The sequence below is a fragment of the uncultured Pluralibacter sp. genome, assembly GCF_913775985.1.
Lineage (GTDB): Bacteria > Pseudomonadota > Gammaproteobacteria > Enterobacterales > Enterobacteriaceae > Pluralibacter.
Genome location: NZ_CAJYMB010000029.1, coordinates 17,356 through 30,220, shown reverse-complemented (window position 1 = coordinate 30,220; position 12,865 = coordinate 17,356). Strand labels below are relative to the sequence as shown.

At 60.7% G+C, this 12,865-nt stretch carries 12 protein-coding genes; 10 read left to right on the top strand and 2 right to left on the bottom strand.

What is annotated here, in order from left to right:
• Window positions 1-2: 2 nt before the first annotated feature.
• From QZ766_RS03855 to hycI, 6 genes are read left to right on the top strand one after another with little or no spacing between them, the layout of a single operon-like run.
• Window positions 3-926 (top strand): respiratory chain complex I subunit 1 family protein, encoded by a 924-nt coding sequence (locus QZ766_RS03855; RefSeq protein WP_297197496.1) that lies wholly within the window; start codon window positions 3-5, stop codon window positions 924-926.
• Between the two features lie 17 nt (window positions 927-943).
• Entirely contained in the window at window positions 944-2,653 is a 1,710-nt protein-coding gene (gene hycE / locus QZ766_RS03850; protein WP_297197494.1) for a formate hydrogenlyase subunit HycE, read from the top strand.
• 9 nt (window positions 2,654-2,662) lie between these two features.
• Window positions 2,663-3,205, top strand: a complete 543-nt coding sequence (locus tag QZ766_RS03845; protein ID WP_297197491.1) for a formate hydrogenlyase complex iron-sulfur subunit — start codon at window positions 2,663-2,665, stop codon at window positions 3,203-3,205.
• Window positions 3,205-3,972: an NADH-quinone oxidoreductase subunit B family protein gene (locus tag QZ766_RS03840; protein ID WP_297197490.1), complete on the top strand. Its 768-nt coding sequence runs from the start codon at window positions 3,205-3,207 to the stop codon at window positions 3,970-3,972. Before QZ766_RS03845 ends, QZ766_RS03840 begins: the two co-directional genes overlap by 1 nt.
• Entirely contained in the window at window positions 3,969-4,379 is a 411-nt protein-coding gene (locus tag QZ766_RS03835; protein ID WP_297197487.1) for a formate hydrogenlyase maturation HycH family protein, read from the top strand. The genes QZ766_RS03840 and QZ766_RS03835 overlap by 4 nt, the downstream gene beginning before the upstream one ends.
• Window positions 4,372-4,827 (top strand): hydrogenase maturation peptidase HycI, encoded by a 456-nt coding sequence (gene hycI / locus QZ766_RS03830; RefSeq protein ID WP_297197485.1) that lies wholly within the window; start codon window positions 4,372-4,374, stop codon window positions 4,825-4,827. The genes QZ766_RS03835 and hycI overlap by 8 nt, the downstream gene beginning before the upstream one ends.
• A 100-nt stretch (window positions 4,828-4,927) precedes the next feature.
• On the opposite strand, the gene tssD is transcribed toward hycI, so the two are convergent.
• Both tssD and QZ766_RS03820 read right to left on the bottom strand, forming a co-directional pair.
• Window positions 4,928-5,407, bottom strand: coding sequence for a type VI secretion system tube protein TssD (tssD, locus tag QZ766_RS03825; protein ID WP_297197482.1), 480 nt, complete (start codon window positions 5,405-5,407; stop codon window positions 4,928-4,930).
• Window positions 5,408-5,624: 217 nt separating this feature from the next.
• The gene (locus tag QZ766_RS03820) at window positions 5,625-6,317 is read right to left on the bottom strand and encodes a hypothetical protein (RefSeq protein ID WP_297197544.1); all 693 of its coding nucleotides are present in this window, start codon (window positions 6,315-6,317) and stop codon (window positions 5,625-5,627) included.
• A gap of 477 nt (window positions 6,318-6,794) precedes the next feature.
• Between QZ766_RS03820 and hydN the strand changes: the two genes are divergently transcribed.
• From hydN to QZ766_RS03800, 4 genes are read left to right on the top strand one after another with little or no spacing between them, the layout of a single operon-like run.
• A complete protein-coding gene (gene hydN / locus QZ766_RS03815; RefSeq protein ID WP_297197478.1) occupies window positions 6,795-7,337 on the top strand; it encodes an electron transport protein HydN in 543 nt (180 codons plus the stop codon).
• Window positions 7,338-7,376: 39 nt separating this feature from the next.
• Complete coding sequence (gene fdhF / locus QZ766_RS03810) at window positions 7,377-9,527, top strand: formate dehydrogenase subunit alpha (RefSeq protein ID WP_297197473.1); 2,151 nt, start codon at window positions 7,377-7,379, stop codon at window positions 9,525-9,527.
• Window positions 9,527-11,764 (top strand): carbamoyltransferase HypF, encoded by a 2,238-nt coding sequence (gene hypF / locus QZ766_RS03805; RefSeq protein ID WP_297197470.1) that lies wholly within the window; start codon window positions 9,527-9,529, stop codon window positions 11,762-11,764. Before fdhF ends, hypF begins: the two co-directional genes overlap by 1 nt.
• Window positions 11,758-12,774: a HoxN/HupN/NixA family nickel/cobalt transporter gene (locus tag QZ766_RS03800; RefSeq protein ID WP_297197468.1), complete on the top strand. Its 1,017-nt coding sequence runs from the start codon at window positions 11,758-11,760 to the stop codon at window positions 12,772-12,774. Before hypF ends, QZ766_RS03800 begins: the two co-directional genes overlap by 7 nt.
• Window positions 12,775-12,865 lie beyond the last annotated feature (91 nt).

Sequence of the window (12,865 nt, the reverse complement as noted above, 5' to 3'; positions counted from 1 at the left end):
CCATGAATCTGTTTTATGCCGTTATTCAGGCGCTGGCGCTGTTCGCGCTCGCGCCGCTGCTGAGCGGCGTTACCCGCGTGCTGCGGGCGCGGCTGCACAACCGGCGCGGGCCGGGGGTGCTGCAGGAGTATCGCGACCTGTTCAAGCTGCTCGGTCGCCAGAGCGTTGCTCCGGCGGCGTCCGGCTGGGTGTTTCGCCTGACGCCTTTCGTGATGACCGGGATCATGCTGACCATTGCCGCAGCGCTGCCGGTTGTCACCGTCGACTCGCCGCTGCCGCCGCTGGCGGATCTGATCACGCTTATCTACCTCTTTGCCGTAGCGCGCTTTTTCTTTGCCATCGCCGGGCTGGACACCGGCAGCCCGTTTACCGCCATCGGCGCCAGCCGCGAGGCGGTGCTCGGGGTGCTGGTGGAGCCGGTACTGCTGCTCGGCCTGTGGGTGGCGGCGCTGGTGGCTAACTCTACCTACGTCGGCAATATCGCCGCGACGGTGCAGCACTGGCCCGCGGCGCAGAGTCTGCCGCTGCTGCTGGCGCTCTGCGCCTGCGCTTTCGCCACCTTTATCGAAATGGGCAAGCTGCCCTTCGACCTTGCGGAGGCGGAGCAGGAGCTGCAGGAGGGGCCGCTGACCGAATACAGCGGCAGCGGCTTCGCGGTGCTCAAGTGGGGCATCAGCCTCAAACAACTGGTGGTGCTGCAGATGTTCCTCGGGGTGTTCGTGCCCTGGGGCCAGATGCAGACTTTCAGCGTCGGCGGCCTGCTGCTGGCGGTACTTATCGCCGCCATCAAGCTGCTGTTGGGCGTAGGGAGCATCGCCCTGTTTGAAAACAGCATGGCGCGCCTGCGCTTTAACGCCACCTCCCGGGTCGTCTGGGCCGGATTTGGCTTCGCCTTTTTAGCCTTCGTCTCCTTGCTGGCGGCGTGATTTAAGAGAGTTTACGCATGTCTGAACAAAAAATCGGTCAACACTATCTGGCCGCGCTGCACCAGGCGTTTCCCGGCGTGGTGCTGGATGAAGCCTGGCAAACCCGCGATCAGCTGACGATCACCGTCAAGCTGAACTACCTGCCGGAAGTGGTGGAATATCTCTATTACCAGCAGGGCGGCTGGCTGTCGGTGCTGTTCGGCAACGACGAGCGCAAGCTGAACGGCCACTACGCGGTTTACTACGTCCTGTCGATGGAGAAGGGCACGAAGTGCTGGATCACCGTGCGGGTGGAAGTGGACGCCGACAAGCCGGAGTATCCGTCCGTCACGCCGCGGGTCCCCGCGGCGGTATGGGGCGAGCGCGAAGTGCGCGACATGTACGGCCTCGTGCCGGTGGGCCTGCCGGACGAGCGCCGCCTGGTGCTGCCGGACGACTGGCCGGACGAGCTGTATCCCCTGCGCAAGGACAGCATGGATTACCGCCAGCGCCCGGCACCCACCACCGACAGCGAGACCTACGAGTTTATCAACGAGCTGGGCAGCAAGAAGAACAACGTGGTGCCCATCGGCCCGCTGCACGTCACGTCCGACGAGCCGGGCCACTTCCGCCTGTTCGTTGACGGCGAAAACATCATCGACGCCGACTACCGCCTGTTCTACGTCCACCGCGGCATGGAGAAGCTGGCGGAAACCCGGATGGGCTACAACGAAGTGACCTTCCTCTCCGACCGCGTGTGCGGCATCTGCGGCTTTGCCCACAGCACCGCCTACACCACCTCGGTGGAGAACGCGATGGGCATCGTGGTGCCGGAGCGGGCGCAGATGATCCGCGCTATTCTGCTGGAGGTTGAGCGCCTGCATTCGCACCTGCTGAACCTCGGCCTGGCCTGCCACTTTACCGGCTTCGACTCCGGCTTTATGCAGTTCTTCCGGGTACGCGAAACCTCGATGAAAATGGCCGAGATCCTCACCGGCGCGCGTAAAACCTACGGCATGAATCTGATCGGCGGGATTCGCCGGGATCTGCTGAAAGAGGACATGATCCAGACCCGCCTGCTGGCGCAGCAGATGCGCCGCGAGGTGCAGGATCTGGTGGAGATGCTGCTCAGCACGCCGAACATGGAGCAGCGCACCGTTGGCGTGGGCCGCCTCGATCCGGAGATTGCCCGCGACTTCAGCAACGTCGGCCCGATGGTGCGCGCCAGCGGCCACGCCCGCGATACCCGCGCCGATCACCCGTTCGTCGGCTACGGCCTGCTGCCGATGGAAGTCCACAGCGAGCAGGGCTGCGACGTTATCTCTCGCCTGAAAGTGCGGATCAACGAGGTCTACACCGCCCTGAACATGATTGATTACGGCCTCGACAACCTGCCGGGCGGCCCGCTGATGGTGGAAGGCTTCACCTACATTCCGCACCGCTTCGCGCTCGGCTTCTCGGAAGCGCCGCGCGGGGATGACATCCACTGGAGCATGACCGGCGACAACCAGAAGCTGTACCGCTGGCGCTGCCGGGCGGCCACCTACGCCAACTGGCCGACCCTGCGCTACATGCTGCGCGGCAATACGGTCTCCGACGCGCCGCTGATCATCGGCAGCCTCGATCCGTGCTACTCCTGCACCGACCGCATGACGGTGGTGGACGTGCGCAAGAAGAAGAGCAAAACCGTGCCGTACAAAGAGCTTGAGCGCTACAGCATCGAACGCAAAAACTCGCCGCTGAAATAGGACGCGATCATGTTTAATTTCATCAAAAAAGCGATTAAAACCGGCACGCCCACCAGCCGCTACCCGCTGGAGCCGATGCCGGTCGATAAAAATTTTCGCGGCAAGCCCGAGCATAACCCGCAGCAGTGCATCGGCTGCGCGGCCTGCGTCAACGCCTGCCCGTCAAACGCCCTGACGGTGGAAACCGATCTCGCCGACGGCCAGCTGGCGTGGCAGTTCAACCTCGGACGCTGCATCTTCTGCGGACGCTGCGAAGAGGTGTGCCCAACTGCGGCAATTCGGCTTTCCCAGGAGTACGAGCTGGCGGTGTGGAAGAAAGAGGACTTTCTTACGCAGTCGCGCTTTGATCTCTGCCGCTGCCGGGTCTGCGAGCGTCCGTTCGCGGTGCAAAAAGAGATTGATTACGCCATTGCTCTGCTCGCGCACAACGGCGACAGCCGGGCGGAAAAACACCGCGAGAGCTTTGAAACCTGTCCGGCCTGCAGGCGGCAGAAATGCCTGGTCTCGTCGGAGCGCATTGAACTGACTCGCCACATGAAAGAGGCCAGCTGATGAGTAATTTACTGGGGCCGCGCGACGCCAGCGGCCTGCCCGTCCCGATGACCGTGGATGAGTCCATTGCCAGCATGAAGGCGTCGCTGCTGAAAAAAATTAAACGCTCGGCTTATGTCTACCGCGTTGACTGCGGCGGCTGCAACGGCTGCGAAATCGAGATTTTCGCCACGCTTTCGCCGCTGTTCGACGCCGAACGCTTCGGCATCAAAGTGGTGCCGTCGCCGCGCCACGCCGACATCCTGCTGTTCACCGGCGCGGTGACCCGCGCGATGCGTTCTCCGGCGCTGCGGGCGTGGGAGTCCGCGCCGGATCCGAAGATCTGCATCTCCTACGGCGCCTGCGGCAACAGCGGTGGGATCTTCCACGATCTCTACTGCGTCTGGGGCGGAACCGATAAGATCGTGCCGGTGGACGTCTACATTCCCGGCTGCCCGCCGACGCCTGCCGCCACCCTGTACGGCTTCGCTATGGCGCTGGGACTGCTGGAGCAGAAAATCCACGCCCGCGCTCCCGGCGAGCTGGACGCCCGGCCCGCCGGCATTCTGCATCCGCAGATGGTGCAGCCGCTGCGGGTGCAGGTGGATCGCGCCGCGCGCCGCCTGGCGGGCTACCGCTACGGCCGCCAGATCGCCGACGACTACCTGCGCCAGCTGGCGCAGGGCGAAGGGCAGGTGCAGCGCTGGCTCGATGCCGAAGCCGATCCGCGCCTCAATGAAATCGTCGCGCAGCTTGCACAGGTGGTGGAAGAGGCGCGGATCCGATGAGTGAAACCGTGGTGTTCAGCCAGCTGAGCCGCAAGTTTGTCGATGAAAATGACGATACCCCGGACAAGGCCCGGCAGGTGGTCTATTACAGTCTCGCCATCGGCCACCACCTCGGGGTGATCGACTGCCTGGAGGCGGCGCTAAACTGCCCGTGGGACGACTATCTGGCGTGGATAGGCACTCTGGAGGCGGGCAGTGACGCCCGCCGCAAAATGGAGGGCGTGCCGAAGTACGGCGAAATCGTTATCGACATTAACCACGTGACGATGCTGGCAAAAGCCTTCGACGCGGCGCGCGCGGGCCAGACCCCGGCGCAGCAGGCGTGGAGCAATCAGCTGCTCGGCATGCTGCACGATATTCATCAGGAGAATGCTATCTATTTGATGGTGAGGAGATTGCGTGACTAACGTACTGCTTTGCGTCGGCAACAGCATGATGGGCGACGACGGCGCCGGGCCGCTACTGGCAGAGATGTGCGCCGCCAATCCGCCGCAAGGCTGGCAGGTGCTCGACGGCGGCAGCGCCCCGGAAAATGAAGCCGTCGCCGTGCGCGATCTGCGGCCAGACCTCCTGCTGATCGTTGACGCTACCGACATGGGGCTGAACCCGGGCGAGATCCGCATCGTCGATCCGGACGATATCGCCGAGATGTTTATGATGACCACCCACAACATGCCTCTCAACTACCTGGTTGAGCAGCTGCGGGACGATGTTGGCGAGGTTATCTTCCTCGGCATTCAGCCGGATATTGTCGGCTTCTACTTCCCGATGACCGAGAAGATCAAAGAGGCGGTCGACACGGTATACCAGCGGCTGGCGGGCTGGGAAGGGAATGGGGGGTTTGAGGCGCTGTAGGGGGATGGAGAAAATGGGCTGAATGAGCCTACATTGCCCATAGATATTGATTATTCCCTTGATATCCGGGGAAGTTTATTCCCCCGGATACCGTTAACAATCACGCACAGCAGCGATCGTTCCACGCATCACGATAGATAATATTTCCCTCTGTGTATTTCCAGGTTATTGCCTCATAGCGTAATTCGAGCGTTTCAAGATGAGTGCTGCTCATACCATTAGGAGACAGGAAAGGCGAGACCGTTGTGAATTTGACGTTCTCCATAATGATATTAAAATACTCGGACTCGATACCCGAGTCATGAATACGGTACATTTTAATCGTTGCTTTTTTCATTGTTCTACCCTCGCAGACGGCTCGATAAAGCAGCGGCGTTGTCTGATCAAACTCCTTTACGATTGTAATGGGTTTGTGAACGCGAGTACCTGTGAGTTTTCCCCAGCTGGCGTCTACCGGAATAGTAACGCCGTGAGCGAAAGATTTTAACTCGATAGAGCCGAGGCGCAACGGCATCACGCAGCTACCAACGATAGGGGAGCCATTTTCATCTTCAAGCCATAAATGTGCGGGTGTAGACATGTTATTTCCTTATAAATACACCATTAATTTGTATTATGATTATTTTAAAAAATAATAATCATAATTATGAGAAATATAGGTATAAGCCATATTGGACTATCAGGGAGGAATAATCATTGAAATACTGCGAATAATATTGTAAGCAATGTCGGAATATAGTAATAAAAAAAAGAGAAAAATAATCTCCTAAATATCCTTTTGATGATACTTATCATGATTACCTCACCATCCGAATTATTATGTCTTTAATCCCATCATCTGACATCCATTGTGCTTTAAATGCATCAGCACGTTGAAATAGAGGCTCAATGAGGAAGTACATCATCTCCAAATCCTGGCTATATAGTGCAGAGTAATAAGCGGGATAAGAGATATATAGGCGGTACGCACTATCGGCCGCTTTTTGAACAATCCCGTACATACCTAAACTTGCAATCCCAAAACTTATTTTTCGTCCAGCAAGTGCACTCATTTCAAGACTAAGATTCATACCCGTCGCAACAAAAGTTGCGGTAGCTAAGGCAAACCCAGTGTTTGTCAGTGACGTGGCTGCAATATGAATATTCACAGCCATCAGCATACTTTTTATATGCTCTAACTGTTCGGATGTTTTATATCTAAATATCTCTTCAAAATAAACGCTGAGCATGTCATAGATAATGTCACGATTCTGAAGAAGATGAATAACACCGTTTTTGAAACGAATATCTTCTTTTTTCTGGCGTTGACAGACATCCTGATACTCTTCTGTAAAGCACGATGTATAATAAAGTCCACGTTTCGCACCTGCGCCAATAGTTTCTAACTGGTTAGATACCGATTCTACTACGCCTGCTAATGCGCGATCTAATTTCAATGCAAGGATTTTATTAGCCTGCAAATGATTTATAATTTCATTATTGTAATTCATATTATCCTTAATATTAGTTGATTCCATAAGAAGTAATCGTTAGATAATGATCTAAAGCGATATCGTAAAATCCCTTTGACCATATTCATTAATACCCAGAGATTTCCCTGATCATCGTCTTTGCTATTTTAATCGTTCCACTATAAATCTACCTAAGTCCTTTACTACCCATCCTCAGCAGAGCGATTTAAATTGGAATATATATTACCATTCGTGCTTGATACCTATAAGCCGTCTTTCTATCCGAAAGCGGATCTAACCGTCCATCATCGTGATAACCCACCAGGCGCTCATCCCTCATCGTACTCTCTCGGCACCGCTTGTCCGCCGTCACTCCTCTCGACGTCATTGACAAAAATGACGATGACAGCGCCTGATTGTGCTGAAAACCTATTATCTGTTTGATAAATAGTGAATTTAATTTCTGGCACGGATAATGCAATTCACCGGCAGTAATCACAATCGCCGGAGAAGTGAATGAACCGTTTTATTATCGCCGACGCCAGCAAGTGCATCGGCTGCCGCACCTGTGAAGTGGCCTGCGTGGTGTCCCACCAGCAGGATCAGGACTGCGCCGCGCTGACCCCGCAGACCTTTCTGCCCCGCATCCACGTCATCAAGGGCGTAAATATCTCTACCGCCACCGCCTGCCGCCAGTGCGAAGACGCGCCGTGCGCCAACGTCTGCCCCAATGGGGCTATTGCCCGCGAGAACGGCTTTGTCCACGTGATGCAGGAGCGCTGCATCGGCTGTAAAACCTGCGTGGTGGCTTGCCCGTACGGGGCGATGGAAGTGGTGGTTCGCCCGGTGGTGCGCGACAGCGCCAGCATGCAGGTGCGGATGGAAAAAGCCGAAGCCAACAAGTGCGATCTCTGCCACCACAGCGCCAGCGGCCCGGCGTGCGTCAGTGCCTGCCCGACCCACGCGCTGCACTGCGTCGATCGCGCCTCTCTTGAGAAGCTCAGCGCTGAAAAGCGCCGCCGTGCCGCGCTGGACGACGCGATGTCTCTCTCTTTCTAACTCACTCAACGTACTTCACTTTTAACAGGTCTGTTACTGATGAAAAAAATCACGAGCGTATGCCCCTACTGCGGCGCCGGCTGCAAGCTGAATCTGGTTGTCGATAACAACAAAATCGTCCGCGCAGAAGCCGCCGACGGCGTCACCAACCAGAACGAACTGTGCCTGAAAGGCTACTACGGCTGGGATTTTCTTAACGATACCCGGCTGCTGACGCCGCGCCTGACGCAGCCGATGATCCGCTATGAAAAGGGGGGCAAGCTGACGCCCGTAAGCTGGGATGAAGCCATTCGCTACACGGCGAAAAAGCTCGCTGAGATTAAGAGAGAGTTCGGCCCCCGGGCGATCATGACCACCGGGTCATCGCGCGGGACCGGGAATGAAACCAACTACGTGATGCAGAAATTCGCCCGCGGCGTGCTGCACACCAACAACGTCGACTGCTGCGCCCGGGTGTGCCACGGCCCGTCGGTGGCCGGCCTGCAGGAGACGCTGGGCAACGGCGCCATGAGCAACGGTATTGGCGACATCGAAAACTCGGCCTGTCTGCTGGTGTTCGGCTACAACTGCGCCGACTCCCATCCCATCGTTGCCCGCCGGGTGCTGAAAGCCAAAGAGAAGGGCGCGAAAATTATTGTCTGCGATCCGCGGCGAATCGAAAGCGCGCGTATCGCCGACCGCCATCTGCAGCTTAAAAACGGCAGCAACATGGCGCTGGTGAACGCCTTCGGCTACGTGCTGCTGGAAGAGGAGCTGTACGACAAAGCCTGGGTATCGCAGCACGCTACCGGGCTTGATGCCTACCGCGCACAGGTGCAGGACTACGCCCCGGAGCGCGTCGAACACCTTACCGGGCTGTCCGCTAAAGAGATCCGCGACGCAATGCGCATCTTCGCCGCCGCACCTTCCGCCACCATCATGTGGGGCATGGGCGTCACCCAGTTTGGTCAGGCGGTGGACGTGGTCAAAGGTCTCGCCAGCCTGGCGCTGCTCACCGGCAACCTCGGGCGTAAGAACGTCGGCGTCGGGCCGGTACGCGGGCAGAACAACGTGCAGGGCGCCTGCGACATGGGCGTGCTGCCCAACCAGTTCCCCGGCTATCAGGATGTCACCGATCCGCAGGTGCGGGAGAAATTCGCCCGCGCCTGGGGCATCGACAGCGCCTTGATGGATGATGAGGTCGGGGTGCGCATTACCGAAGTGCCGCACCTGGCGCTGGAGGGCAAGGTTAAGGCCTACTACATCATGGGCGAAGATCCGCTGCAGACCGAGGCCGACCTTGGCCTGGTGCGCAAAGGCTTTGCCGCCCTCGACTTTGTGTTGGTGCAGGATATCTTTATGACCAAAACCGCCGAGCAGGCGGATGTCCTGCTGCCCGCCACCTCCTGGGGGGAGCACGGCGGCGTGTTTACCTGCGCGGATCGCGGCTTCCAGCGCTTCGAACAAGCCGTGGAGCCGAAAGGTAACGTCAAGCGCGACTGGGAAATTATCTCGCTGATCGCCCGGGAAATGGGCTATCCGATGCACTACGACAGTAACCAGCAAATCTGGGACGAGATGCGCGCGCTGTGCCCGCTGTTTTTCGGCGCGACTTACGAAAAAATGGGCAGCATGGGCCACGTGCAGTGGCCGTGTCCGACGCTGGAGCACCCGGGTACGCCGTACCTGTACGAAGGCGGCAAGTTCGATACTCCGGACGGCAAGGGGCACCTGTTTGCCGCCCCGTGGCGCGCGCCGGCGGAAGTGATCGATGACCAGTTCCCGCTGGTGCTGTGTACCGTGCGCGAGGTTGGACACTACTCCTGCCGCTCGATGACCGGCAACTGCGCGGCGCTGCAGGCGCTGGCGGACGAGCCGGGCCGGGTGCAGATGCATCCGGAGGACGCCCGGCAGCTCGGCGTCGCCGACGGCGAGCTGGTGTGGGTCGAGTCCCGGCGCGGCAAGGTGATCAGCCGGGCGAGCGTCAGCGGGCGCATCAACGCGGGCTGCGTGTATATGACCTACCAGTGGTGGATCGGCGCCTGTAATGAGCTGACCCAGGACAATCTCGATCCGGTCTCTAAAACCCCGGAAACCAAGTACTGCGCCGTGCGGCTTGCCGCCATTGCCGACCAGCACCGGGCGGAAAACTGGGTGCAGACCACCTACCAGCAGATGAAAACGCGACTGAAAGAGGCGGCGACAGCCTGATGATGATTTCCGGTACGGCCATCCGCATTCGCGGCAAGGTGCAGGGCGTGGGTTTTCGCCCGTTTGTCTGGCAGCTTGCGCAGGAGCTTGGCCGCACCGGCGACGTCAGCAACGACGCGGAAGGGGTGCTAATACATCTCGCGGGAGAGGAGGGCGGCTTTGTCGCCGCCCTGCGCGCCGGCTGCCCGCCGCTGGCGCGTATTGACGCCGCCGAGTGCGTGCCTTATTCGTGGCCCCGCGTCCCGGAGGATTTCACTATTCTCAATAGCGGAGCGGGCAGCATGAGCACTCAGATCGTGCCGGACGCCGCCACCTGCCCGCAGTGCCTGGCGGAGATGAACGATCCGCGCAACCGCCGCTTCGGCTATCCGTTTATCAACTGCACCCACTGCGGGCCGCGCTTCACCATCATCAACGCCATGCCCTACGATCGCCCCCTGACGGTGATGGCAGCGTTTCCGCTGTGCCCGGCCTGCGAGCGGGAGTACCGCAGCCCCCGCGACCGCCGCTTCCACGCCCAGCCGGTGGCCTGCGCCGAATGCGGGCCGCAGCTCAGCTGGCAGCGGGGGGAGCAGGTGCTGCACCGCGATGAAGCGCTGGCTGCCGCCTGCGCGAGCCTGGCGAACGGCGAGATCGTCGCGATTAAAGGGCTGGGTGGCTTTCACCTGGCCTGCGATGCGAGCAGCGAGCAGGCGGTGGCGCGACTGCGCGAGCGCAAGCGCCGTCCGGGGAAGCCGCTGGCGGTGATGCTGGCGAACGCCGACGACCTGCCGCCGCTGGCACAATCCTTGCTTCACTCTCCCGCCGCGCCGGTGGTGCTGGTGGATAAACAGCGGGTCAACAGCCTGGCTAAAGGGATCGCCCCCGGACTCAATGAGGTGGGGATCGTGCTACCCTCTAATCCGCTCCAGCACCTGCTCATGCAGGCGCTGGGCCGCCCGCTGGTGATGACTTCCGGTAACCCCAGCGGCCAGCCGCCCGCCATCACCAACGGTGAAGCGCTGGCGTCGCTGGCGGGTATCGCCGACGGCTTTCTGCTGCACAACCGCGACATTGTCCAGCGCATGGACGACTCGGTGGTGCAGGAGGACGGGGCGATGCTGCGCCGGGCGCGGGGCTACGTGCCCGACGCGCTGCCGCTGCCCCCGGGATTTGAAGACGTGCCGCCGATACTGTGTCTCGGGGCAGAAATGAAAAATACGTTCTGCCTGGCGCGCGGGCGGCAGGCGGTGCTGAGCCAGCACTTTGGCGATCTGGGCGACGACGGCGTCGCCGCGCAGTGGCACAGGGCGCTGGCGCGGATGCAGGCCATTTACGATTTTACCCCGGCGCGGATCGCGCTGGATGCGCATCCCGGCTACCGCGCCGCCCGCGAGCTTGACGAGCGGGATCTGCCCCGGGAGCGCGTGCTGCATCACCACGCCCACGCGGCGGCCTGCATTGCAGAGCACGGCTGGCCGCTGGACGGCGGCGACGTGATTGCCTTGGTTCTCGACGGGATCGGCATGGGCGAGGACGGGGCGCTGTGGGGCGGCGAGTGCCTGCGGGTTAACTACCGCGAGTGCGAGCATTTGGGCGGCCTGCCAGCGGTGGCGCTGCCCGGCGGCGATCTGGCGGCGCGCCAGCCGTGGCGCAACCTGCTGGCGCAGGGAATGGCGTTCATCCCGCACTGGCGCACGCTGGACGCGCTGCGCCAGCAGCCCAATATCGACGCGCTGGCCAATGCGGTGACGCGCGGCATCAACGCCCCGCAGGCCTCGTCCTGCGGACGGCTGTTTGACGCGGTGGCCTGCGCGCTGGGCTGCGCGCCGCAGGCGCTGAGCTACGAAGGGGAGGCGGCCTGTCGGCTGGAGGCGCTGGCGCGACGCGGCGGCGCTGTAGATCATCCGCTGGTGATGCCCTTGCTCGGCAATACGCTGGATCTGGCGGCCTTCTGGCGCAGCTGGTTTGCCTGGGACGCCGGGGCGAGGGAGAAAGCGTGGGCGTTTCACGATGCGCTGGCCCGCGGCGCGGCGGCGCTGATGTGCGAGCAGGCGCGCGCGCGGGGCATTACCACCCTGGCGTTCAGCGGCGGCGTGCTGCACAACCGGCTACTGCGCCAGCGGCTGGCGGCGCACCTGAGCGAGTATCAATGTTTGTTTCCGCACCGGCTGCCCGCCGGCGACGGTGGAATTTCATACGGGCAGGCGGTGGTTGCCGCCGCCCGCACTCTGCAACAAAGGAACGAAACATGTTGATGAAGGTAGTACGCCAGCAGCCGCGCGCGGTGGTGCTGGTCGCGGGGCTGGCGATGGCAAATCTGCTGGCCTGGATCTGGGCGTGGCAGACTTTCGGCCACAGCGGCTCGCTGATGGCCGCCAGCCTGCTGGCGTGGGGCTACGGGCTGCGGCACGCGGTGGATGCCGACCACATCGCCGCCATCGACAACGTGACCCGCAAAATGATGCAGCAGAGCCGCCGCCCGTACGGCGTCGGGGCCTGGTTCTCTCTCGGGCACTCGTCAATCGTGGTGCTGGCCTCGGCGGCCATCGCCGCCACCGCGACCGCCTTTCAGCAGAAAATGGGCTGGTTTCACGATACCGGCAGCCTGATCGGTACCGCGGTATCATCGCTGTTTCTGCTGGCGATGGCCTTTGTTAACCTGGTTATCCTGCGCAGCGTCTGGCTCAGCTTCCGCGCGTTTCGCCAGGGCAAGCCGTTCAATGCCGACGCGGTGCCGTCCGGCGGCATGATGAGCTGGCTGTTCGGCAGAACCTTCCGCCTGGTCAACCGCAGCTGGCACATGTATCTGGTGGGCTTTCTTTTTGGGCTCGGCTTCGACACCGCCACCGAAGTGGGGCTGCTGGGGATCTCGGCTGCGGGCGCGTCCAGCGGAATGTCTATCTGGAGCATCATGATTTTCCCGGCGCTGTTCGCCAGCGGCATGGCGCTGGTGGACACTATCGACAACGTGCTGATGGTGGGCGCCTACGGCTGGGCCTTTAACAAGCCCCAGCGCAAGCTCTACTACAACATGACCATTACCGGCACCTCCGTGGTGGTGGCGCTGGTGATTGGCGGCCTTGAAGCGCTCGGGCTGGTGATGGATAAATTCAACCTCAGCGGCGGCCTGTGGGACATGGTCGGCGCGCTTAACGACAACCTCGGCAATGCCGGATTTGTGGTGATCGGCCTGTTCGTCGCCTGCTGGATTGTGTCGATGGTGGTTTACCGCTGGCGGGGATACGACGCGCTGCCCAGCGCCTGACCGACGGTTTTCCGGCCTGGCGCCGGGCGATGAAAACTGCACAAAGGCCGGTTTATCCGGCCTTTGTCGTTCCTGCGGGTATTACCGATAG

Coding starts and splice junctions, on each gene's coding strand:
- QZ766_RS03855 (WP_297197496.1), top strand. CDS start 3: ATGAATCTGTTTTATGCCGTTATTCAGGCGCTGGCGCTGTTCGCGCTC.
- hycE (WP_297197494.1), top strand. CDS start 944: ATGTCTGAACAAAAAATCGGTCAACACTATCTGGCCGCGCTGCACCAG.
- QZ766_RS03845 (WP_297197491.1), top strand. CDS start 2,663: ATGTTTAATTTCATCAAAAAAGCGATTAAAACCGGCACGCCCACCAGC.
- QZ766_RS03840 (WP_297197490.1), top strand. CDS start 3,205: ATGAGTAATTTACTGGGGCCGCGCGACGCCAGCGGCCTGCCCGTCCCG.
- QZ766_RS03835 (WP_297197487.1), top strand. CDS start 3,969: ATGAGTGAAACCGTGGTGTTCAGCCAGCTGAGCCGCAAGTTTGTCGAT.
- tssD (WP_297197482.1), bottom strand. CDS start 5,407: ATGTCTACACCCGCACATTTATGGCTTGAAGATGAAAATGGCTCCCCT.
- QZ766_RS03820 (WP_297197544.1), bottom strand. CDS start 6,317: ATGAATTACAATAATGAAATTATAAATCATTTGCAGGCTAATAAAATC.
- hydN (WP_297197478.1), top strand. CDS start 6,795: ATGAACCGTTTTATTATCGCCGACGCCAGCAAGTGCATCGGCTGCCGC.
- fdhF (WP_297197473.1), top strand. CDS start 7,377: ATGAAAAAAATCACGAGCGTATGCCCCTACTGCGGCGCCGGCTGCAAG.
- hypF (WP_297197470.1), top strand. CDS start 9,527: ATGATGATTTCCGGTACGGCCATCCGCATTCGCGGCAAGGTGCAGGGC.
- QZ766_RS03800 (WP_297197468.1), top strand. CDS start 11,758: ATGTTGATGAAGGTAGTACGCCAGCAGCCGCGCGCGGTGGTGCTGGTC.